The sequence below is a fragment of the Arthrobacter sp. Y3221159 genome, assembly GCF_059089885.1.
This window is the reverse complement of sequence record NZ_JBNHFC010000009.1, coordinates 26,414-48,290: the sequence shown is the minus strand read 5'-3', so window position 1 is coordinate 48,290 and position 21,877 is coordinate 26,414. Positions and strand designations below refer to the sequence as shown.

Below are 21,877 nucleotides of genomic sequence, written 5' to 3'. Positions count from 1 at the left end.
GTTTGCCGCTGGCGAGGGAGGCTGCGCTTAGGCGTGTGATGACAGTGCTCCTTCGGGGGATCCGGCCGCATGGGCGTGGGTCTGTTCGAAGGTGGGGATGTATCCCGTCCCGCCCTTGCCGCCGACGACCAAGGAGGCTGCCGCCGCACCGTACCGGGCAGCGACGGGGAGTGCGTCTCCCAGGACCATCCGCGCGGTCAGCGTGCCCACGAACGAGTCCCCCGCCCCGGTCTGGTCCACGACGGCTGGGGCGGGGATCGAGTCAATCCATGCACTGTTCTGGCCTTCGCCTTCAAGCTGGATACCCTCGGCTCCGCACGTGACCGCTACGTTCGCTGCGCCCAGGCTCCGGAGTTTGGCTGCTGCCTCCCTCGCTGTGGAGCAGCCCAGCAGTGCAGATGTTTCGCCCGGAAAGGACGGCGTCACCAGGAAAGTCCGCGGTGCGAGCTGGAGGAGGACTGCCGCCGCATCCTCTGCGGACGTGAGGCGGGGGCGGAAGTTGGGATCGAACACGAAGCGTTTTGCCAGTGCAGCGGCCTTCAGGACCGCGGCCCGGGAGGAGTCTGAGATGGCGCAGGCGATACCGCCTGCCACAACGGCGCCGGCGGCTGAAAACACTGCCGGGTCAACGTCGTCGGGTCCAAGGCTGGATCCCACGCTGCCGCTGCGGGCGTAGGAGAACTCGCGCTGCCCGTCGGGATCGCTGTGCACCAGGTAGACGCCCTGCTGGCCTTGCCGGAACTTTAGGAGGTCGGGGGAAATGCCGAGTTCAACGATCCGCGCGGCGATCGCCTTGCCTAGGTCGTCGTCGGTCAGTACCGCCAGCAACCCGACGCGGGCGCCGGCTGCGGCTGCGGCGGCGGCGACGTTCAGGGCGTCCCCGGAGATGCCGAGCTGGGCGGGCACGCCGTGCCCAAAGGCCACGTCTGTGGCCACCTCAACGAGGATCTCCCCCATCACGACGACGTCGAACGGCTGGTTCGCGCTATGCATTGTTGCGTCGTTCACCAGTCGTGCACCGATCCGTCGAGCCGCCGGTTGATGGGCAGGTATTTGGGGTCGAAGGGGAAGCGGGTGGCGGCTTCCTCGTTGAACTCCACCCCGATGCCAGGGGCGTCTCCGGGGTGCATGTACCCGTCGTTGAACGTGTAGGACGTGGTGAACACTTCGTTGGCCGGTTCCCGGTGGCCCATGTATTCCTGGATGCCGAAGTTGGGGATGCTCATATCCACGTGGAGGGCTGCGGCGAACGACGCAGGGGACAGATCGCCTGCACCGTGGGAGCCCGAACGGACACCGTACAGATCCGCCAGGGAGAAGATCCTGCGCAGGTGCGTGATGCCCCCGGCGTGCGAAACGGAGGTGCGGATGTAATCGATGAGGCGTTCGGTGATCAGCTGCTGGCAGTCCCAGATGGAGTTGAACACCTCACCGACGGCGATGGGCGTGGTGGTGTGCTGGCGGATCAGGCGGAACGCTGATTGGTCCTCTGCCGGTGTGGGATCCTCGATCCAGAACGGCCGGTACTGCTCCAGTGAAGCGCCCAGCCGCCCGGCCTCGATCGGGGAGAGGCGGTGGTGCACGTCGTGCAGGACATGGGTGCCGTAGCCGAATTCCTCGCGGACGTGAGCCATCATCTTGGGTGCGAAGTCCAGGTACGCCGACGTCTCCCAGGTGTCCTCCTGCGGGACGTTGCCGCTGGCAGGCTCGTACAGCTTCCCGTCCACCGGCGCGATGCCATAGGTTTTGTCCAGTCCAGGCACCGCTGCCTGGACCCGGATGGCCTTGTAGCCGAGGTCCAGGTGGTGCTGGAAGTCGGCGCTAAGGTCCTCCAGAGTGGAGCCGCTGGCATGGCCGTAGACCATGACACCCTCGCGGGCCGCACCGCCCAACAATTCGTAGACGGGCATGCCCGCTGCCTTGCCCTTGATGTCCCAGAGCGCGACGTCGATGGCGGCGATCGCCGTCATGGTCACCGGGCCACGACGCCAGTAAGCCCCCTTGTAGAAGTACTGCCACGCGTCCTCAATCCGACGCGCGTCGCGGCCAATCAGCATCGGGCACAGGTGCTCGGACAGGTACGACGCCACCGCCATCTCGCGGCCGTTGAGCGTGGCGTCGCCGATGCCGGTGATGCCGTCCTCGGTTTCGATAACGAGGGTGACGTAATTCCGTCCGGGCGACGAAACAACTACCCGTGCGTCGGTGATCTTCACTGGTTGGTCCTTTGGATGTTGATGGTGGAGAAGTTGTATTGGCCGGAACTGTCAGCTGTGGCTCAGCTGAGCTTGAGCATGACTTTGCTGCTGCCGGCAGCAGGATCGCCAAAAACCCTCATGGCTTCGGCTGCCTGTTCGATCCCGAACTTGTGCGTGATGACCGGGGATACGTCCAGGCCTCCGGCCATGGCGCTAAGGGCGTTACTGATTTCGTCCGCGAAGCGGTAGGAACCGATCCAGGTGATCTCGCGCGTGACCAGGTCGCCCAAGGCGGCCGGTGCCGGCGCGCCCGGAAGGTTTCCGACCTGGACGAGGGTGCCACCGCGTGCAGTGGCGCGGAGAACAGCGCCCAGCACTGCCGGAATGCCGGACGCTTCGAACACCAGCTCCATTTCCTCGGGAAGGCTTTCACCACCGGAAACGTTCCGGACCTCATCGGCGCCCATGGCTTTAGCGATCTTCAGCGCCGCGTCGTTGATGTCAGCGGCGATGACGGTCCTGGCGCCGGCGTACTTTGCCGCTGCCACCACCAGGGAGCCGATGGGCCCGGCACCGTTGACGAGGACGTCACGGCCGGTAAGGTCACCGGCACGGCTGACTGCATGCATTGCGACGGCGAGCGGTTCGGCCAGGGCGCCGCGGAGCGTGTCCACTCCGTCGGGAAGCACCCGTATCTGGGAAGCTTTGGCGAGCTTCCGTTCACTGAAGCCGCCGTCAGTGTGCGGATCAAAGGCGGCGGATCCGAAGTAGCGGATTTGCGGGTACAGGTTGGTGCGCCCGGCCAGGCGGTCCGGCAAGATGCCGTCCCCCACCAGTTCTGCGGGGTGGACGGTAACCGGCTGGCCGACCTCGAGGTTCTTTACACCGTCGCCGAGCTGGGCGATCCGTCCTGCCACTTCGTGGCCGAGGACAAGCGGTGACTTCAGCGCCGCCGTCCCCGAGGCGCCGTGGCGCCAGTACGAAAGGTCCGATCCGCAGATGCCTCCCCATTCGACGTCGAGCACTACCTCGCCGGGGCCGGCTACAGGCTCGGGCCGTTCGTCGATCCGTAGATCGTTTGCGCCATGGACAACGACGGCTTTCATACTGCGTCTTCCAAGCGGACCATGTCGCGGCCACGGACCTCGGGACCCACGAAGGCCGAGATGAGGGTGATCAGCGAGTAAGCGATGAGCATCGCTGCCAGGGGCCACCAGTGTCCGGTGATTGCGGTGAGTGTTGCGGCCAGCAGGGGGCCGATGGCGGTGGCAAGGATGCCGCCGATTTCCTTAGCCAGGGCGAGCTGGGTGAAGCGGGTACGGGCACCGAAGAACTCGGCCATGGTCACGCTCTCCATGGCGAACAGGCTCAGTACGCCCAGGTTCAGGCCGACAACCATCGCGATGGTGATGAGTGTGGTGTTGCCGCTGGTGACCATCATCAACATGGGGATGGCGAACAGTGCGGTGAGGGCGCTCAGCGCCAGGTAGAGCGGCCGCCGGCCGAAGCGGTCACCGAGCATGCCCATGACCGGGATGGTCAGGAAGCCCAGCAGCGAGCCGTACATGATGGCAGTGGTGCCTACACTCTTGTCGACGAGGAGGACGGTGGCGAGGTAACCGATGAGGAAGGTCTGGATCAGCCCGGAGTTGCCTGCCTGACCGAAGCGCAGTCCGAGAGCGATCAGGAAGGCCTTGCCCTTGCGCTGGTGCAGGGCGGCTTCGATGGTGCTGGTCTTGGCGAGCTCTTCCGCGGCGGCGATTTCGCGCTTGGACAGTGCAACACCGTCGACAACGTCGGCACGCTCCTCGAAGACGGGACTTTCTTTGACGTGGTGGCGGACCCAGACGGCGAAGAGCATGAGCACGAAGCTGAACAGGAACGGGATGCGCCAGCCCCAGCTCAGCAGGTCCTCTTCAGAGAGGGTGGAGACGAGGATTGCCCAGATGGCAGAGGCGGCGAGGGTGCCGGAGTTGGTGCCCAGGCACACGAGGGAGGAGATGAGGCCGCGGCGGCGGGCCGGGGCAAATTCGGCCAGCATCACGGTTGCGCCGGCGATCTCAGCACCGGCGCCGAAGCCCTGTGCCAGGCGCAATGCCACCAGCAGGATGGGGGCCCAGATGCCGATCATCGCGTAGGTGGGGAGGACACCGATCAGCGTGGTGGAAGCGCCCATCAGGGCGATCGTGATGAAGAGGACCTTCTTGCGGCCGATCCTGTCGCCCATTCGGCCGAAGTAGACGGCACCCGCAAGACGGGCAACGTAGCCCACGCCGTAGGTTGCCATTGCGGCGATCAGGCCAATGACCGGGCTAACGTCGGGGAAGAAGAGCCTGTTGAACACGATGGCTGCTGCCAGCGAATACAGCTGGAAGTCCATGAACTCCATGGCAGTTCCCAGCCAACCGGATACGGCGACTTTGGCCAATTCCTTGGTGGGTTTTGCCTCCGGCTTGGTTACGGGCGGCGAGATGCTCTCAGTCATCTGATGCTCCTTTGCAGGCGATGAAAAACGAAGGGGAGATTCGAAAAGGGGAAGGTTTGCCGGCATCGGCGGTGTGACCGGCAGCACCTATTCTACTACCATACAAGCACTACCATTCTAGTGTGTCAACCACTTAGAATGAGTTCATGGGAACCGAGAAAAGAGGCGCCGCTCCACGGCTGTCCGTGAGGGACAAAACGCTGGAGACGATCCGGCGCCGCATCATCTCCCTCCAGCTGCCCCCCGGCGAGCCGCTCTCAGAGAATGAGCTGGCCCAGGAACTGGGCGTGAGCCGCACGCCGGTCCGCGAAAGCCTGATCCTGCTTCGGGAAGAGGGCCTGATCCAGGTCTTCCCCCAAATTGGCTCCTTTGTTTCTCTGGTGGATCTTGGCCGCGTCTCGGAAGCCCAGTTCGTGCGGGAGGCCATCGAATGCGCCTCCCTGCGGGACCTGGCCGTGGACAATGAAGGCCTTGCCGGGTTACGACTGATACTCAAAAGCCAGACGGAAGCCGATGCACAGAAAGACGTCGAGGAGTTTTTCCGTCTCGATGAGGAATTCCACCGCGAGCTCCTGCGCCTTGCAGGGCATGAGTCCGCCTGGTCTGCAGTCAACTCAGCCAAGGCACACCTTGACCGCGCCCGACGCCTGAGCCTGCTGGACACCAGACCCATCGCAACTCTGATCCAACAACACACCGCAGTAGTGGATGCCTTGGAAACCAACAACCTCGATGACGCCGACAGCTCGCTGCGCCTGCACCTGCGGGGGGTCTTCGAGGACGTCCAGCGGATCCAGGAAACCACCCCAGAACTTTTCTCCGACGGCACCCTCGCCCGGCCCAGCCGCCGAAGCGTGGCGCGTCTGTCCTGACCAAGTAGAACAAACAGGCATCTCCGCTGTACTTGGCGACTGCCAGCTTAAAGGAGGCCTGTTTTCGGCGAATGAAAAAGCGGTGGGCGAGGGGCCACCGCCTCTGGCCTCTAGTCGCGGCTCGCGCAGACGCTCGTGAGGTGAACGACAGTGCCGTCAGCAAACCCGAACCCTTCGCCAAAGGGGCATGCAGGGATCCCTCTGCTATTTGGCCCAACGCCTTGGCAAATTTGATGCCCTTGGGATTCCGGCTTCAGCTCCTACTCGACGCAACCCTCAGCTATCCAGTCAGATAGAGCCACACTCCAACCTGACGTCGTGGGTTTCTAGCAGCCGCTCAAAAAGCAGTAACGCATAGCAACTGCTACCTGGCCGCCGGCAGCCGGGGACAATTCGCTTTGGGGTATCCACTAAAGTCTGTCGGTGCGTCAATCCTGAGCCAGGAGGGACGAGGCATGGGTGTCCGCCAATTCGTGGCATTTGTCCGCGTTGTTGCGTATAGCTGAAGTTTCCTGTTCGGAAAGCTTCCGAACTACTTTTCCAGGAACTCCGGCGAAGAGAACCCCGGAGGGAACTTGTTTTCCCTCCGTGACCAGTGCGTTGGCCGCGATCAGGGAGTCTCCGCCTATGCGTGCTCCGTTCATCACCGTGGCGCCCATGCCGACGATAACGTGATCCTCGATTGTGGCTCCGTGGATGATTGCTCCGTGGCCGATGCTCACACCTGTACCGATGTGCACGGGCATCCCCGGATCGCTGTGGAAGACACAGTTGTCTTGGATGTTGGAGCCAGCTTCTACAGTGATGCCTGCGCCGTCGGCTCGTAGGACTGCTCCGTACCAGACGCTGACGTTGTCCCCTAGATGGACGTCACCAATGAGGACAGCGGTGGGAGCGATCCAGGCGGTGTCCGCGACTTTGGGGCGGCGGTCGCCCATTGAAATGTTCATAAGGGGCTCCTGGCGTTGTGCCGTTTGGACCCGGATTCCTCCGCGGGCCCAGTGATCGTGCGTCGTCCTGTTGGTTCGTTCCTCAATCACGCAGAGGTGGTTGAGGGTCCGGACTTTGACACAGGGTGCTTGATCAGCCACGCGTCGACGGCTGCCTGTACCGTCATTCCCGGGCGGATGGTGTCTTCTGCGAGGGGGTTGGAGCACGATATGACGCCGTTCTCCCATTGATCGAGGACATCGCCGATCCGTGAGCTGTTATGGCTGACTGCGCAGGACGCGGTGCCATGCTGGGCCAACAGGGTGAGCGCTTGAATTCCGGCCTCGTCCTTGCCGACTCCGGCGTCGTTGAATACCACTAGGCCCAGGCGGTACTTGCTCGCATATTCCCCGGAGCTGGCGCCGCCGTGTGAGGCACAGACGATGACGGCCCCGGTGTCCTCTTCTGTGACGAAGGAGATCGAGTCCACGAGGGTTGCTGTCGTTCCCGTGGCGGTTTGGACTTCCTGATGTCGGATCATTACTAGATGGCCCGTGCTCGGCCGGCCCAGTAAGGGGCCCGGAGGGCTTTTTTGTCGGCCTTGCCGAACGGGGTCAAGGGCATGGCTTCGATGATTTGAACTTTCTTCGGCCGCTTGTAGTTCCCGAGCAGGGTGCGGGCTTGGGACAGGATGTCATTTTCGGTGATCTGGCTGTTGGGCGTCGGGACCACGACGGCGCAGACAGCTTCGCCCCAGTCCTCGTCGGGCACACCGATGACTGCGACTTGTGCCACGCCGGGGATTTTCTGGATTTCGGCTTCGACTTCCGAGCAGTAGACGTTGTATCCGCCGGTAATTATCATGTCTGCCTTGCGGTCCTTGATGTAGAGGTATCCGCGTTCATCCCACTGGCCGATGTCACCGGTATGGATCCATCCGTTGATTTTAGTTTCCGCTGTAGCCTCGGGATTTTTAAGATATTCGTCCATGTTGAAAGGCGCCGAGAGGCAGATCTCGCCCGTTTGCCCGTGGCCGAGGGTGTGATCGTTTTCGTCGATAACCTTGGCGTCAGCGAAGAGGCTGCGCTTTCCACAGCTGCTCAGAATGGTCGGGTCCTGCAGCCCAAGAGCGTGGTCGCCTTTTGTCAGAACGGTTCCCCAGTTGGGGCATTCGGTCTGTCCAAAGAGCTGAATGAGGATCGGACCGAACACATCGATCGCTTCCTTGAGCCGGGAAGGGGTGACGGGTGCCGATCCGTAGACGAGTGTGTTGAGCTTGGGGAGATCTCCGCCGTTGGCATGAAAATCAATCAGCCGGTACAGCATGGTGGGAACGACCATGGCGAACGTTGCCCCGTGCCGGGTACCGGTGTCGCTGAACGACTGTGGGGAGAACTTGTCCAGGAGCACCGTTTTTGCTCCTCGTGCGATGCCTGCAGCTGCGAATGCCCCTGCCGAGTGCGACAACGAGGTTGAAAGCAGCAGAGTATCGCGCGATGTCACTTCCGCTTCGAGGATATGGGCGATGATGTTGGTAGCGACCGACGCACGCGAGTGCACAACTCCTTTAGGGCGGCCGGTGGTTCCGCCGGTGTAATAAATGGCGGCGCGGTCACTTCCCTTCGCGTTGACACGGTGGCTGTCCAACGGCTCATTGGTCTTAAGTTCCGCCAGGTCGACGTCGATAACCACCAGGTCGGGACGGTCATTCTTGATGGATTCGACCTTGTCCAGGTAGCCGCTGTCCAGCTTCGAGGATGTGAGCAGGATTGGGCTCTCGGAGTGCTCGATGATGTAGCTCATTTCCGAGGCGGACAGCATGGGGTTGAGCGGGACCTTGACCAGGTTGGAGCGGAGGATGGCCAGGTCGGCGGCGATGAATTCGGGAAGCATCCCCAGAAGCACTGAGACACTGGTTTGCGGTCGGGCAACCTCGTCGAGTGCGTTGGACAGTGAGGCTGCGGCGGCGTGAAGCCGCCCATAGGTGATTTCGTCGTCTCCGGCCACGATGGCGGGCTGAGTGGCGTTATCGGTCAGGCTCTTGGAGTAGATGATCCAGGGGTCTTCAAGGGCGTGCATGTGTGATTCTTCCTAGGTCAGAGTTTCAAAGGCGGTGACGACGCATCCGTTGCCGCTGAGGCCACTGGCGCTGCCGCCCATCGTTTCGACGAGGCCGCGGCGGGCCGAGGGGACCTGGCGCCCTTCGGCGTTGCCCGTGAGCTGCCAATAGATTTCGGCGACCTGCGCAAGTCCTGTTGCACCAAGGGGGTGCCCTCTCGAAAGCAGCCCACCGGAGGGGTTGACGGGGACTTGACCACCCATGGAGGTGTGCCCTTCTTCGGCAAACGCGGCGCCTTCGCCTTCCTCACAGAATCCCATCGCTTCAACGGTGATGATTTCCCCAATGGTGAACGCGTCGTGGACCTCGCAGACATCAATGTCGTTGTTGGTCAGGCCGGCTTGTTTAAGAGTCCGCCGGGTTGTTCGGTCGATGAGTTCCCAGTTCCAGACCTTGTCCGAGTCCGGGGACGGCCAAATGGCTCCACTCTGGAAGCTTGATGCCAGGACCTTGACTCCTTGCGTCCCTGGATCGACCACGTCTTTGCTTCTGATGACAACAGCTCCTGCCCCGTCGGAAATGGGGCTGCACTGCAGGAGAGTCAGGGGATCTGAAATGGGGCGGGAGCCGAGGATCTGCTCGATCGTGTAGTCGCCGCGGTATTGGGCCCTGTCGTTCTGCATGGCGTTCGCGTGGTTTTTCACGGAGATGTAGGCGAGCTGTTCGGCGGTGACCCCGTATTTCTCCATATATCGGGTCGCCGTCATGGCATACATTGAAGGCAGCTGCATCCCCTGGATGGCTTCCCTGTCCTTGGTGTCGGTAGGAATGGGGCCCTTGATCCAGTCAGACATTTTCTCGAAGCCCACGGCCAGTGCAGTGGAGTTTTCGCCGAACCGCACGGATTGCGCTGCCATGTGGACGGCCAGGGTCCCGCTGGCGCAGGCGTTTTCCACGGTGATGATGGGAACGCCAGCCAATCCGGCTGCTCGGAGGGCGCGGTGTGCGGTACCCGGGTAAGCAAAAACGGTGCCGATGTAGATGGCGTCTATGTCCCGGGCCGTGACCCCTGATGCAAGGAGGGCTTCCTGGATGGCCTGGGTGACGAGTTCTTCGGCTGAGAAGGGTTGCTTGCCGAAGTTGCTTGTTCCCACTCCGGTGAGGATCGGTTCGGTGATGCTCACCGTGTTACTTCCTTGATCAAGTAGGTGTCCTCGCTGCCGGAGCCGATCAGGACGCGATCGTCCACCTTCACCGGGGGTTCATCGGGTGCTTGCTGGCAGAGAATTCGGGGGCCGTCGTCGAGGTCGACGTAGACAAGCCGGTAGCCGGTGGTGTTGGTTCCGTGGGGCAGATGGACAAGCGTGTGGGACCAGACCGTTCCGATCGCTTCGACTTCCCGCTGCTCTGTAGCCTCGCCACAGAGCGGACAGGAGGCAGCGGGGGTCGGGCTGCGGAACCGGCAATGAGTGCAGGCTGTTATTGGGATGGTTTGCACATCAGTCGGGGTGTGATTGCTGGTGAGGGACATCAGTTCTCGCCTCTCGACTGCCGGTACTCGGTGTAGTCCCCTGGCAGCACGGTTATACCGCCATCGATGGGGATGGAAACGCCCGTGATGTAGGAGCTGTCTTCACCCGCAAGATAAACGGCAAGGCGTCCGATGTCCTGCGGTGTGCCCATGCGGCCAAGGGGAACTGACGCTGCTATCGCAGTCCTGCCCGCTGTATCGGTGGCCTTTTCAACAAGGGGTGTCAGGGTCACACCGGGCAGGATGGCGTTGACCGTGATGTTGTCGGGCGCGAGCTCGCTCGCCAGGTGCCTCGTCAGCCCCAGAACGCCAGCTTTGGAAGCGGTGTAGGCGGCGCCGCCAAGAACGCTGACGCGGATGCCGGCGATGGACGCGATATTGATGATTCTGCCTTGGCCTTTTTGCTTCATCCCAGGGATAACCGCTGCAGAAAGCGCGAACGGCGCGGTGAGGTTAACGGACAGCACCCGGTTCCAGGTCGCCGGATCGATGTCTTCAAAGTGTTGCTTGCCGGTAATGCCGGCATTGTTAACCAGGACGTCAACCCCGCCACCAATTTGCTGGCATTCCTCGATCAAAGCCCGGATGGTGGCGTCGTCGGTGATGTCCCCGGCGACGGCGTGCGCGAGGTAGCCCTGGGCGACAAGTTCCTCAGAGACCTCTTTCGCGGCACGCTCGTCGTAGTCATTGACCACCACCGTTGCTCCCGCTTTAGCCATCTCCGCAGCGATTCCTGCACCAATGCCGCTTCCTCCCCCGGTGACCAGTACTGTCAGCCCTAGCAAGGCGTTGGACGCGGTCGTGTCGATGCCTGCTGCTGCCGTCACTTCGACGGTCCTTCCAGGGCTGTCTGGCTGGTGATGCCGTATTCGGCAAGGGCGTCCTTGATCAGCCCTTCTTCTTTGGCTCGCTTGATGAAGTCATTCAGGGCCGCGCCGAGCTGCTCGTTCGACTTTGTATAGGGGTAGTTCGGCTCGCCGGGCTTGGTGAGAACTTCGTACTTCGGGTTCGGATCCAGGGTTGATATTTTCAGCTCTGAGTTGCCACGGTCCTTGATTTGGATCGCAAGTGTGGCACCGGCGCCCAGGGCGGCGTCGATGCGTCCGGACTCCAGATCCTTGAAGATGGCATCGATGGACTGATAGGACACCACGTTCTCTGCGCCAATGGCTTCACCGAGCGGCTTCTCGAAGAGGGAGCCTCCGACGACGCCGACCTTCTTGCCTGCCAGCTCGTCGATGGAGGCCAGACCGGTTTTGGACACGATGCCGGCCTGGTCGTACCACAGGGTTTCTGATTGGCCGAGGACCTTGGCGCGCTCGGCCGTCTTGTACCAGCCGCCGCCGGCAACGTCGGCTTTGCCCTCGGTCATGGCAGCGACAGCGGCTGCTCCCGCCAGTGGCTGAACGTCAAGGCGCAGGCAATTCTCCTCCGCGAACTTCGTCAGCAGGACAGAGTCAAGGCCAGTGATCTCCTTAGTGTTGACGTCCACATTGATCCCGGGCAGCTGCTGGACCGCAGCGACGGTGAGTGTGTCGTCAACGATCGTGTCGAATTCCGCGACGGGTTTGCAGTCAGCGGCAGGAGCGGTACTGGGGGCGTTGGAAGCGCAGGCTGTGGCCGACGCGGCCAGTGCACCGACAAGGAGTACTTGGATGGCGCGCAGTGATGTGTTCATGGTGTTCACTCCGTGGTCTTATTTGGAAAGGGTGGCTGATACTGCCGCCGGGAGGCGGCGGCGGAAACTCGGTCGGCGGCTGCTGGTCCTGGCGGCCAGCTGGGAGATTCCCAGGCAGAGGACCAGGTAGATGGTGCCGGCGGCGAGCATGTAGGAGAGGGAATCGAAGGTGATGGATCCCATGTTGTAGGACAGGCCTGTCAGCTCTTTGACACCTACCGAGTAGCCCAAAGAGGTGGCCTGGAGGACGAGGACGGTGAAGCCCAGCAGCGCAGGAATGACTGTTTTCAGTGCCTGCGGAAGGATGACCAGTCCCTGGATTTTCCAGAAGCTGAGACCGAGAGCGGTGGCTGCTTCCGACTGTGCCCGGGGAACGCTTTGTATGGCTGAGCGGAAGATGTCGGCCGTGTATCCCATGGTGGTGAAGGAAAACGCGGCGACCACTGCGGCGAAGTTGGAGAGGAAGATTCCCAGCTCCGGTAGGCCGGTGTAGACAAAGTAAAGGGTCACCAGGCCAGGAAAACCGCGGGCGACGTTGACAACGAAGAGCGCAACGGCGCGGACGACGCCTTTCCCTGCGCCCAGGAGATAACCGAAGATCAGGCCGGCCGGAAGCCCGATGGCCAGAATCATCAGCCAAAGCCCAAAGGTAGTGGCGAGACCCGGAATCAGGTCCAGGAAGTATGTCATCGCGATACCGCCATCTTCTGGTCTGCCGTGGTCGCCTTCACGCGGGCCGGTCGTGCGAGAAGGGCGGCGAGGCCGCCAATCGGCAGGCACAGGACGATATAGATGAGACCCGCAACCAGGAAGACGCTGAGCCCATTGGCTCCACGTTCGACCAGGTAGTTAGCGACGTTCATGATTTCCACGACTCCGATCAGGGAAGCTAGGGCTGTTTCTTTCAGCAGGTGGATGCCGAAGGAACCCAGCCCGGCGAAGATGATCGGTTTGGCCTGCGGGACTACGACCTTGGACAGGGCGATGTGCTGCGGCAAACCGAGCGCCACGGTGGCCTCGCGCTGGGTAGCAGGAACCGAATTCAACCCCGAACGGTAAATTTCGGCTGTATACGCGGACGAGACGACGCCCAGCGTCAGGATTGCGCTGAAGACTGCCGTTGGGCTGAATCCGAAGGTGTTAAGTCCGAAGAAGACGATGAACAACCACACCAGGGTGGGAATACCACGGACCACTTCGATGTAGACGGTTGCGATGATCCGCAGTGCAGAGTTTCGGCTGCTCCTTCCCGCAGCAACCGCGACACCGAGAAGCGCTCCCATAGCGATGGAGGAGGCCCAAATCAGGACCGTGGCAGGGACGACCGCCAGAAGGTCCGATACCCACGTCATAGCTCGGTCTCTTCCACCGCCGCGAGGAACTGCCTGGTGCGCTCATGGGCTGGTGAGCCAAAGAGCTGCTCCGGGGTGCCTTCCTCAACGATGCTGCCGTCGGCGAGAAAGAGCACCTTGTCAGAGATCTTCTGCGCGAACTTCAGCTCATGGGTGACGATCGCCATCGTCATACCGGCGCCCGCCAGCTCTTTCATCACCTGCAGCACCTCAACGCGGAGTTCCGGGTCAATGGCGCTGGTCGGTTCGTCGAAGAGCATGATCTCCGGGTCCATGGCCAGCGCGCGGGCAATCGCCACGCGCTGCTGCTGCCCCCCGGAGAGTTGCAGCGGCATGTGGTGCATGCGCGAACCGAGACCGACGGAGGTCAAAAGCTGGGCGGACCGCTCGTCAGCTTCGGCCCGGGTGCGGTCCAGGGAGTGGATCTGGGACAGCGAAACGTTCTGCAAGGCCGAAAGATTGGGAAAGAGGTTAAAGGACTGAAATACCATTCCGACCTTCGTCCGGTACCTCTGCAGATCCGACTTCTTTAGCCCGACTTTGCCGTTTTCAAAAAGCGGCTGTCCCAGAATCTTCATGGTCCCGGAGTTCGGCACTTCGAGAAGGTTCAGGCACCGGATGAGAGTGCTCTTTCCGGAACCGCTGGGACCGATAAGGGTCACAACCTGGCCCTTGTTGATCTCGAGATCGATGCCGTGCAACACCTCGAGCGAGCCGTAGCTCTTCTTCAACTGTTGCACCTGGATCGCCGTAGTTCCCACGTGCCCTGCGAGCTTTTCAAATTGCATCTTCAAAGTCACCTTTGACTTACCTCTCCGATTTGGCGGTCGCCTACTTAGAGTCTAGGAGTGATGTGAGCCACACGCATGAGTGGGCTGTTGAGACTATTTCCGACATTTGTAGGAAACTTGTCCCATGCCCCTCGACCTCCAGACCGTCGTAGCCGAACTCGCCGACCAACTCGGAAAACCCGTTGCAGTCAATGACTTTGACCTGAACCTGCTAGCCGCATCAGCACAGGACCCAAACGTCGACCAGTACCGCGTGGAGAGCATCCTGCGCCGGAGAACACCAACGCCGGTCGTCCGTATGCTCCACGAAAAAGGAATGCTCACGAGGGCGGATCCCTTCGTGCTCGAAGGCGGGCTTTTGCCCGGCCTGCGGCCCCGGATGTGCATCCCGATTGAGGCCAACGGACGAAACATCGCTTTCCTGTGGATCGTCCTGGATTCAGAATCGGGACTGACCACCACGGAGTATTCGTATGCCCGGGCAGCGGCGGAAGACATCCGGAATGCGCTATTGGCTACCACAGCACCAGGAATTGACGTTCTCGTCGCACAGAGCCGCCACCTCCAACGGCTCATTCACCCAGACACGGTGACGGCAGGATATGCAGTAGCCGAACTGGTCAGCGAACACGCCATTGAGCAGTTCAAGCGGTTGGTCGTATCAGTTTTTGAACTGGAGGAAACCCTCCCTGCAGAAACGGCAGGGGAACGAACCGATCTCGCGCAGATGGTTGCCCCCGCACTAAGAGCCCTCGATCAACCGACACTTCTAGGCATCGTCGATGGCGCGATAGTCCTCGTATCCAGCGACACCAAGCACCGCGCCTTAGTCGATCGTATTGAAGCCGCTCTCAAGCACGGCCCCAATCACATCAGGGTCCGGGCGGTCGGCAGTTCCCAAACTCTGGACTGGAAAGACGGCCTCCGGGACGTGTATCTGGAGGCGGCATACGCCGCACGCATCGCCGGAAGGGTCCCCGAAGCCCCACATCGGACGAACTATGACAGCCTGGGCGCCCTTGTCCTGTTTCGCCACATCCCATGGACCCAACGATCCATAGAGGAGATCAGTGCAGATGCCGCAGCTCTGCTCGCTGAAGGCCGCACGGTAAACTCCGAGACTCTACTCATGTACATGCGTTGGGCCGGAGACACCCAAAGAACCTGCGCTGAACTGAACATCCACAGAACCACCCTCTATTACCGTCTCGACCGGTGCCGGGGCCACATAGGCGATGCCCTCGAAGACGGCTGGCGTCGGACCTCCCTCTACCTCGCTCTCGTCCTATCGGATCTCGCCGGCTTAGGCGGCCAGCACTAATCACATGACCGCACTATTTGGAAGGACCTTTGACAGGGTGAAGTTAAGCGGATCCTAACAAGCTGGACTACACCCAAAGCTGACACACGGATCCTGGCCTTTTCCTTGAACGCCCGGGAGTCATCTACGTTTGAGGTCCGGCCCGCCCGCCCATAGCCAGGGAAAATTCTCATAGGTTATTCACCCCCTACTGCTCTCAGGGAGCTACCAATGGCTGTGTCGAGTCGCGCTACGCATCCTCTGTTCAGTGGCTTTCATCTGCCTTGCCGTTAGCCAGGCGGGGATCGAGGCCGAGCTGTTCGGGGAGACCGAGGTGGTCGCGCAGGGTGGAGCCCTGGTAATCGTCGGGTCGAAGGCCACGTCGGCGCAGGATCGGCACGACATGGTCGACGAAATCATCGAACCCGTCATGCAGGTCATCGACCACAACGGAGAAACCGTCGGCGACGCCTGCCTCCATCCATTCCTGGAGCATGTCGGCGGCCTGCTCCGCAGTTCCGACGAGACCCGGATTGAGGTCGAGGACTCCGTGTCCGAGGATCTCGCGTGGCGTCAGACCCTGGCCGGCGAGTCTGAGAGCTCGGTCCGCCAGCTGCGATCCGGAACTGGGTCGTAGCGCCCGGACCTGAGCATCTGTGAGCGCTTTGTCCCTATCGGCTGCGTCCAGACGCAGGCCGAGCATCCTGGACAGTTGAGCGATGCGCTGTTCAATACCGGCGGCGTCTTCCAGGGCCATCCGCCGCTCAACGGCTTCCTGCTGGGTCGCGCCGAGCCCGAAGGATACGAAGGCAAGGTATTTCACCTCGTCCGCGTTGCGGCCGGCAGCCTCGGTCACGGAGCGAATCATGTCCCTCTGGGCTCGAGATTCCTCCAAGGACGATGGTCCGGCGATGATGCCGTTGGCATACATGCCCGCGGCCTGAATGCCGGCGCCGCTGGCGAAGGGCATGAAGATCACCGGCTGACCCTGCTCCGACGGCGGGATCTGGAGTGGTCCACGTGAGCCGACCTGACGACCCTGCAGGTTGATCGGCTGAATGTGCGATGTGTCAGCGAACCGTCCGCTCACCTTGTCCGGGCTGCCGGCCTCCCTTCCCCAGCTCGCCCACAACGCCTGGGTTACCTGGACGACCTCATGAAGCCGTCCGTACTTTTCATCGCGTGAGGGCACAGGACGTCCGTAATTGGCGAAGGCCTCTGGTTCATAACTGGGGATGAGGTTCCATCCGGCGCGGCCGCGGCTCATGATATCCAGCGCCCTGAGCTGGCGTGCGATGCCGTACGGCTCGTTGAAAGAGGTGGACATGGAAGGGACCAAGCCGACCTTGTTAGTGGCGTAAGCGATGGCGGCCATCAACATGACCGGGTCAATCGATACGATGGGCGGCCCCGACTCCAGGTCACCCCAGATGAAGACGCGGTCGGGGTAGAAGAGGTAGTCCAGCCCGCCGCGCTCAGCGATCTGTGCAGCACGCACGTGAGGCTCGAGGTCGGTGTAGGCGTTGGGGTCAGCCCAGGGCATCCGCCACGCCCCCGGGTGAGCCCCATACGTTGTCCCCAACACCGTTCCGAGCAGCATCGGATTGTTGTTCATGGCCGTCCTTCTCTTATGGCTGGATCTGACCCCAAAAATCACAAGGTCACTCAAGAAAAGAATACGGAGAACATCTCCGTTTTGCAAAGCGATGGTCGTTAGGTGACGGGCCACCCCGGTGTTCGTGAGGCGAAGGGCATGCGCGGCTAGATGGACTCGGGGCGGTGGATGCTCTCAGCGCCACCGTCGAGGAAGATGACCTGCCCGGTCTCGTGTGTGTTCTCTGCACTTGCCAACCAGGCCAGCAGTGCGGCGGGGGCTTCTGGTGGGGCGGCCGGTCCGTTCAGGGGTGAGGGCGCACCTGCGTCGAGGATCGCGCGGCCCTCGGCTGTGGCCAGGACCAGGGTCTTGCTATTGATGTCTAGGCACAGGGCCCCCGAGTGCAGGACGGTGGGTAGGTAACTGAAGCACCTTCTCCACGAAGGCGCGGGTACCGCCCGGTCGTCGGCAGTCAAGCTCGACCATCTCGGTCCTCTCGGCCATGCCGGCCTTCGCCGGGGCTTTCGCTAGGGGTTGGGAATCATCCAGCCGGACTTATGAACGGCCCGCAGCACCGTCGCCGAGGAGTCATCCGCAAGAACGGCACCGCTGACCCATGCCGTAGCCAGCACCCCCAGGAAGAGGTCACGGCCCCGAACCCACGACTGCGCGCGGTTCTCTCGTTGCGCCGCGACGAGGAATCCTTCCGTGGCCGTGATGAAGTTTTCGCACGTGGTCGCCAAGGGAGAAGATTCCTCGAACAGGGCGACGCGGAGCGGCTCGGGGAGCCCGTCAAAGGCGGTCGAGTAGTCATAGAGCGCTTCGAGCCACCGCTCCAGGGCACGGGCAGTGTCCGGCTCATCGCGTTCAATCAGGTCCCGACGGTCAAAGAGCTCGTCATACCGGGCCTGAAGAAGCGCCGCGATCAGCGCTTCGCGAGTCGGGAAGTGCCGGTATAAAGTTCCCGGCCCCACACCTGCCCGCTTCGCGATCGTGTCCAGTGACCCCGCGACACCTTCTTCGGAGAAGAACTCCTGGGCAACCTCGAGGATGTGCGATCTGTTGCGCTCCTTGTCAGCGCGGGTGCGTGGGGCGCTTGTCCCTGCAGTCATCGTCAGCTCCTTCGACAAAACGGAGACTACCTCCTTTACATGGGAGGCGCAAGGCGGCAGCCTCAGCCCTACCCCGCATAAACCAAACAGAGCGCCTCCCCCCAACAAAACGGAGACTGTCTCCTTGACGAGAGGTCATCCCGTCCCGTAGCCTCACCAAGAAAGCGGAGTGTGGCTCCGTATCTTGAATTCCGTATTACGAGAAGGGCCGGATCCGGCATGAGTCAACACCTGGACACCGCTATGGCGGGAATTACTACGCCAGCACCAGCGCGGGAGCGCCTCAGCCCCGATGAAATCGTGGTCATCACCGTCCTGTCCCTGAGTGCCTTCGTGATGATCCTGAGTGAACTCGCCATGGGCGTGGCGTTGCCGCAGGTGATGGACGAGCTGAAGGTGACCGCCAGTGTCGGTCAGTGGCTCACCACGGCTTACGCCTTGACGATGGCCGTGATCATTCCCTCCTCGGGCTTCCTGATGCAACGCTTCACGCTACGAGCACTGTTCTTCGCGACCATGGGCCTGTTCACTCTGGGAACCGTGATTGCCGCGGTAGCACCGGGTTTCGAACTTCTGCTCATTGGCCGGATCGTTCAGGCGCTGGGGACCGCGGTCCTGTTGCCGATGCTCACGACCACCGCGATCCGACTGGCACCCGAAGGCAAACGCGGTCGGTTGATGGCGGTCACCACCGCCGTCCCGGCCTTCGCCGGCGCGATCAGCCCCGCCATCTCCGGCATCGTCGTCGCGCAGTTGAGCTGGCGCTGGATCTTCCTGCTGGTGCTGCCGCTGGCAGTCCTCGCACTGGTCCTCGGTGGGTGGAAGATCCGCAACCTCGATCCGACGACGGCGGTGAGAATCGACGTTCTCTCCCTCATCCTCGCCGCGATCGGGTTCGGCACCCTGCTCTACGGGCTGTCGACGATCGGTGAGTCCCACGGTGGATCCTCGTTGCTGATTGCCGCAGTGGCGCTGGCTGTCGGAGTCATGGGTACGGCAGCGTTCGTCGCCCGGCAGTGGCGCCTGCAGCGCCGGGACGCGGCCATGCTCGACATGCGCGTCTTCGCTCACCGTGACTTCAGCCTGTCTACCGGCATCTTCCTGGCCATGGTGATGACCGCGTTCGGACTCAACGTCGTGTTCCCCCTCGTCCTGCAAAACGTCCTGGGGTTGGGGGCGCTCGAGACCGGGTTGCTGCTCATCCCCGGAGGGGCCGCGATCGCTATCACCGCGGCGTCCGTCGGCCGGGTATACGAGCGCGTCGGACCTCGCCTGCTGGTGGTCGCCGGAGCTGTCATGGCCGCCGCGGGCTGGGCACTGCTGAGCACCGTCACCACGGACACAGCTATCGGCATCCTCCTGACCCTGCACCTGCTGATCAGCATCGGGCTCGCGTTCATGTGGACACCGCTGTTCACACTCGCCATGGGCTCCCTGCCACGCCACCTGTACCCCCACGGCAGCGCCGCCCTGAACACCCTGCAGCAGCTGGGCGGGGCGGCCGGCATCGCAGTCCTGATAACCGTCCTGACCTTGTTCACCGGTGCCCAGAGTGCAGGTGCCGGCGTATCACTGGAAGGCATGCGAGCGACGTTCATCACCGCACTGCTCCTGACCCTGGTCTCGGCAGCCGGGGCGCTCCTCCTGCCCCGTCGCGCAGGATCGGTCCCTACTGATCTCCCAGTGGGGCATTAGCCGGAAATGCCGGCACAACTGCCGGCACAGCTGCGGGGCGCCTGCCACGTGCGAGCTTCCGGTGCAATGCACGTCCAAAGGCTGGCGGTGACTCGTGGCAGTGACAGTAAGAACTGGACGCGGAGAGTATCTCCGAAGACGAGTAAGGGTTAACATGCAGGACTCAGCGAACAATCCGATGGTTCACGAGAGCGGTGTTGGCGTGAGCGCGCCCGCCGTGCGGGAAGAGATGGCTGAGCCCACCGCTCAGGCTATGCGGCGGGTGACAGGTGCCTTTCCAACCGGGATCAGTCTCGTCGCTGCCATCGTCGACGGACATCCGGTGGGCCTGTTGGCGAACTCGTTCACCTCCGTGTCCCTGGACCCACCGCTCGTCTCAGTCAACGTCGCCCTAACCTCCACGACCTGGCCCACTCTTCGCAACACCACACGATGGGGCATCAGCATCCTCAGCGCCGACCACGTCGATAAGGTCAAGATGCTTTCCCGCCCCTCAGCCGAACGATTCACCGACATCGACTGGTATGAGACCGAAGACGGGGCTGTATTGCTGACAGGATCCTCCGCCACTTTCCAGGTCAGCCTCGAAACCGAAGTGGATGCCGGCGACCACGCCCTTGTACTCCTACGAGTTCATAACTTGCACCGGAACATGGACACCAATCCCCTGGTGTTCTACGGCAGCCAGCTACGTCAGCTCGCTGCATAACCATCAGCTCCGAGACATGCGCGGGTCCACCGGATGATTGGTCCTCTCTTCATGTAGAGGATCAACCTGAGCTTCCTGCCCCCGCTAGAAAAGGAAGTACAGTGAACCGACGCTGACGGCGACGGTATCGCCGACGTGTGCCGCGCCGATTCCGACGAGGTGTCGAAGTTCGTGCTCTTTCACCAAAGGTCACCGAAAACACGTGGAGAACAGCGCCGTGCCGGTGCGTGATCGAGACGAGTCTAGTTCGGGCACACCCCAACCTGACGCCAGGCGGACACGAAATGAGCGTCAGAATAGGGTCCGAAAGGCAGTTCCTGCACATCCCTAGCGAACAGTCTCAGATTTAAACCTGACAGCCGGCCCTGGTGGTGAGCTCGAGTGGGCGGGTGCCTGGCAATTGTGCAACAGCCTGTTGCGCAATTGTCCAGAGATTGTCTGCACAGTCAGTTCCGCTGCCCACAGCCGGGGACAATCCTGATGGGTTATCCACCGCTACGGCTGCTGAGGGAGCTACCTCAATGGCTCCCGATTCCAGCCGTGGATAACCCGGATTGACCCCAACTGTGGACTGCTCGGTTCTCTGCTTGCCGTTACGACGTGTGTGTGCCCGCTTTCCTAATTCCCATTCAGTTCGAGTATTGAAGGCCTTGTCTTAAGGTTCTGATGCTCTCGTGATCTGCTTGTTCAATAGGCTGCTAGCCTTATTTCATGGCAAAAAAGACAGTCGTTCTGCTGGAAGATGATATTGACGGTTCGGAAGCTAGCGAAACGATATCTTTCGCTCTAGATGGCAGTGAATACGAGATTGACCTCAAGGAGGCACACGCTAGCGAACTCCGTGAAGCATTGGCGCGCTTTGCCGACGCTGGCCGCAAGGTAGCTGGCGGGCGAGGCCGTCCGGCAGCCCGGACTAAGTCCTCCTCGCACGGTGGCCCGGACGCCAAAGCGGTACGGATGTGGGCGGCTGAGAACGGCATACCAGTGAATACGCGTGGTCGTATTCAAGCGGAAGTTGTAGAGAAGTACGAAGCGGCTCACTAGAGTCAAGAAAAAATCAGGGCTGGAATTCATTACTGATTCCGGCCCTGATTTTTTATTTTCCCCTACACAAGCCCGCATCTAGTCTTTTAGGCAGAGATAGTCCTCACGTCGGGAAACCAGCCGTCCGGAGCCTTTTTGGGTTCGAGGTGTTCGGGGTCCCGGTGTTTTTGCATGTCGCATTTGTAGAACGGTCCGCGTGGGTCGAGGAGCACGCTCATGTGGTGGTCCGCGTGGTCTTTGAACCAGACGCTGATGCCGGTGGCTCCGTCGAGTCTGAGGTGTTCTCAGGCCCGCCACAGCGATTCCACACGGGAAACAGCTTCCGGGTGGAAGTACCATTCGATGCACCATTTCGCTGCGCGCCCGTCAACGTCGCGGACGTAAGTGGGGAGCAGCTGCTCGTGCAGGAACTCTTCGGCAGAGCCATAGACCAACTGCGGGGGCTTCTGCTGTTCCCCGGCCTTAGCGCCAGTGTCCTCGACGTCCGAGCTGGGAGCTTCACTGAACCGGCCAATCTCGATAGTCAT

General features: G+C 61.7%; 22 protein-coding genes and 1 pseudogene. 5 read left to right on the top strand and 18 right to left on the bottom strand.

Features of this window, described 5'->3' with window-relative positions:
• Positions 1-27 precede the first annotated feature (27 nt).
• The 4 genes from AC5RT3_RS10875 to AC5RT3_RS10860 all read right to left on the bottom strand — a co-directional run bounded on the left by AC5RT3_RS10875 (position 28) and on the right by AC5RT3_RS10860 (position 4,683).
• The gene (locus AC5RT3_RS10875) at positions 28-993 is read right to left on the bottom strand and encodes a PfkB family carbohydrate kinase (protein ID WP_494103634.1); all 966 of its coding nucleotides are present in this window, start codon (positions 991-993) and stop codon (positions 28-30) included.
• Between the two features lie 11 nt (positions 994-1,004).
• Entirely contained in the window at positions 1,005-2,216 is a 1,212-nt protein-coding gene (gene manD / locus AC5RT3_RS10870; protein ID WP_494103635.1) for a D-mannonate dehydratase ManD, read from the bottom strand.
• Between the two features lie 62 nt (positions 2,217-2,278).
• Positions 2,279-3,304, bottom strand: coding sequence for an L-idonate 5-dehydrogenase (locus AC5RT3_RS10865; protein ID WP_494103636.1), 1,026 nt, complete (start codon positions 3,302-3,304; stop codon positions 2,279-2,281).
• A complete protein-coding gene (locus AC5RT3_RS10860; RefSeq protein WP_494103637.1) occupies positions 3,301-4,683 on the bottom strand; it encodes an MFS transporter in 1,383 nt (460 codons plus the stop codon). The genes AC5RT3_RS10865 and AC5RT3_RS10860 overlap by 4 nt, the downstream gene beginning before the upstream one ends.
• Positions 4,684-4,829: 146 nt before the next feature.
• Between AC5RT3_RS10860 and AC5RT3_RS10855 the strand changes: the two genes are divergently transcribed.
• Positions 4,830-5,555, top strand: a complete 726-nt coding sequence (locus AC5RT3_RS10855; RefSeq protein ID WP_494103638.1) for a GntR family transcriptional regulator — start codon at positions 4,830-4,832, stop codon at positions 5,553-5,555.
• Positions 5,556-5,983: 428 nt separating this feature from the next.
• Here the strand turns inward: AC5RT3_RS10855 and AC5RT3_RS10850 are convergent, their stop codons facing one another.
• From AC5RT3_RS10850 to AC5RT3_RS10805, 10 genes are all read right to left on the bottom strand, one after another.
• A complete protein-coding gene (locus AC5RT3_RS10850) occupies positions 5,984-6,505 on the bottom strand; it encodes a gamma carbonic anhydrase family protein (protein WP_494103639.1) in 522 nt (173 codons plus the stop codon).
• An 86-nt stretch (positions 6,506-6,591) separates the two neighbouring features.
• On the bottom strand, positions 6,592-7,026 hold the full coding sequence (locus AC5RT3_RS10845; protein ID WP_494124143.1) for a hypothetical protein: 435 nt from the start codon (positions 7,024-7,026) through the stop codon (positions 6,592-6,594).
• A gap of 2 nt (positions 7,027-7,028) precedes the next feature.
• A complete protein-coding gene (locus AC5RT3_RS10840) occupies positions 7,029-8,564 on the bottom strand; it encodes an AMP-binding protein (protein WP_494124142.1) in 1,536 nt (511 codons plus the stop codon).
• A 12-nt stretch (positions 8,565-8,576) separates the two neighbouring features.
• Positions 8,577-9,728: a thiolase family protein gene (locus tag AC5RT3_RS10835; RefSeq protein ID WP_494124141.1), complete on the bottom strand. Its 1,152-nt coding sequence runs from the start codon at positions 9,726-9,728 to the stop codon at positions 8,577-8,579.
• Complete coding sequence (locus AC5RT3_RS10830; protein ID WP_494103643.1) at positions 9,725-10,075, bottom strand: Zn-ribbon domain-containing OB-fold protein; 351 nt, start codon at positions 10,073-10,075, stop codon at positions 9,725-9,727. The genes AC5RT3_RS10835 and AC5RT3_RS10830 overlap by 4 nt, the downstream gene beginning before the upstream one ends.
• On the bottom strand, positions 10,075-10,902 hold the full coding sequence (locus AC5RT3_RS10825; RefSeq protein WP_494103644.1) for an SDR family NAD(P)-dependent oxidoreductase: 828 nt from the start codon (positions 10,900-10,902) through the stop codon (positions 10,075-10,077). Before AC5RT3_RS10825 ends, AC5RT3_RS10830 begins: the two co-directional genes overlap by 1 nt.
• Entirely contained in the window at positions 10,899-11,753 is an 855-nt protein-coding gene (locus AC5RT3_RS10820; RefSeq protein ID WP_494103645.1) for a substrate-binding periplasmic protein, read from the bottom strand. The genes AC5RT3_RS10825 and AC5RT3_RS10820 overlap by 4 nt, the downstream gene beginning before the upstream one ends.
• An 18-nt stretch (positions 11,754-11,771) precedes the next feature.
• Positions 11,772-12,443 carry an amino acid ABC transporter permease gene (locus AC5RT3_RS10815; RefSeq protein ID WP_494103646.1) on the bottom strand — a complete coding sequence of 224 codons (672 nt, stop codon included), beginning with the start codon at positions 12,441-12,443 and terminating at the stop codon, positions 11,772-11,774.
• On the bottom strand, positions 12,440-13,105 hold the full coding sequence (locus AC5RT3_RS10810) for an amino acid ABC transporter permease (protein WP_494124140.1): 666 nt from the start codon (positions 13,103-13,105) through the stop codon (positions 12,440-12,442). The genes AC5RT3_RS10815 and AC5RT3_RS10810 overlap by 4 nt, the downstream gene beginning before the upstream one ends.
• On the bottom strand, positions 13,102-13,905 hold the full coding sequence (locus tag AC5RT3_RS10805; protein ID WP_494103648.1) for an amino acid ABC transporter ATP-binding protein: 804 nt from the start codon (positions 13,903-13,905) through the stop codon (positions 13,102-13,104). Before AC5RT3_RS10805 ends, AC5RT3_RS10810 begins: the two co-directional genes overlap by 4 nt.
• A 115-nt stretch (positions 13,906-14,020) precedes the next feature.
• Here AC5RT3_RS10805 and AC5RT3_RS10800 point away from each other — a divergent pair, with 115 nt between their 5' ends.
• Positions 14,021-15,217, top strand: a complete 1,197-nt coding sequence (locus AC5RT3_RS10800; protein WP_494124139.1) for a PucR family transcriptional regulator — start codon at positions 14,021-14,023, stop codon at positions 15,215-15,217.
• A gap of 244 nt (positions 15,218-15,461) precedes the next feature.
• Here AC5RT3_RS10800 and AC5RT3_RS10795 read toward each other — a convergent pair whose 3' ends face one another.
• From AC5RT3_RS10795 to AC5RT3_RS10785, 3 genes are all read right to left on the bottom strand, one after another.
• On the bottom strand, positions 15,462-16,811 hold the full coding sequence (locus AC5RT3_RS10795) for an NtaA/DmoA family FMN-dependent monooxygenase (RefSeq protein WP_494124138.1): 1,350 nt from the start codon (positions 16,809-16,811) through the stop codon (positions 15,462-15,464).
• 146 nt (positions 16,812-16,957) lie between these two features.
• A complete protein-coding gene (locus AC5RT3_RS10790; RefSeq protein WP_494124137.1) occupies positions 16,958-17,266 on the bottom strand; it encodes a hypothetical protein in 309 nt (102 codons plus the stop codon).
• Between the two features lie 51 nt (positions 17,267-17,317).
• Positions 17,318-17,902, bottom strand: coding sequence for a TetR/AcrR family transcriptional regulator (locus AC5RT3_RS10785; RefSeq protein ID WP_494124136.1), 585 nt, complete (start codon positions 17,900-17,902; stop codon positions 17,318-17,320).
• A 219-nt stretch (positions 17,903-18,121) separates the two neighbouring features.
• On the opposite strand from AC5RT3_RS10785, the gene AC5RT3_RS10780 reads away from it, so the two are divergent.
• The 3 genes from AC5RT3_RS10780 (at position 18,122) to AC5RT3_RS10770 (ending at position 21,350) form a co-directional block, all read left to right on the top strand.
• Positions 18,122-19,597, top strand: coding sequence for a DHA2 family efflux MFS transporter permease subunit (locus AC5RT3_RS10780; protein WP_494124135.1), 1,476 nt, complete (start codon positions 18,122-18,124; stop codon positions 19,595-19,597).
• 154 nt (positions 19,598-19,751) lie between these two features.
• Entirely contained in the window at positions 19,752-20,306 is a 555-nt protein-coding gene (locus AC5RT3_RS10775; RefSeq protein WP_494124134.1) for a flavin reductase family protein, read from the top strand.
• A gap of 711 nt (positions 20,307-21,017) precedes the next feature.
• Positions 21,018-21,350: a histone-like nucleoid-structuring protein Lsr2 gene (locus AC5RT3_RS10770; protein WP_494124133.1), complete on the top strand. Its 333-nt coding sequence runs from the start codon at positions 21,018-21,020 to the stop codon at positions 21,348-21,350.
• An 86-nt stretch (positions 21,351-21,436) separates the two neighbouring features.
• Here the strand turns inward: AC5RT3_RS10770 and AC5RT3_RS10765 are convergent.
• Positions 21,437-21,877 (bottom strand): annotated as a pseudogene (locus AC5RT3_RS10765) (DUF4913 domain-containing protein).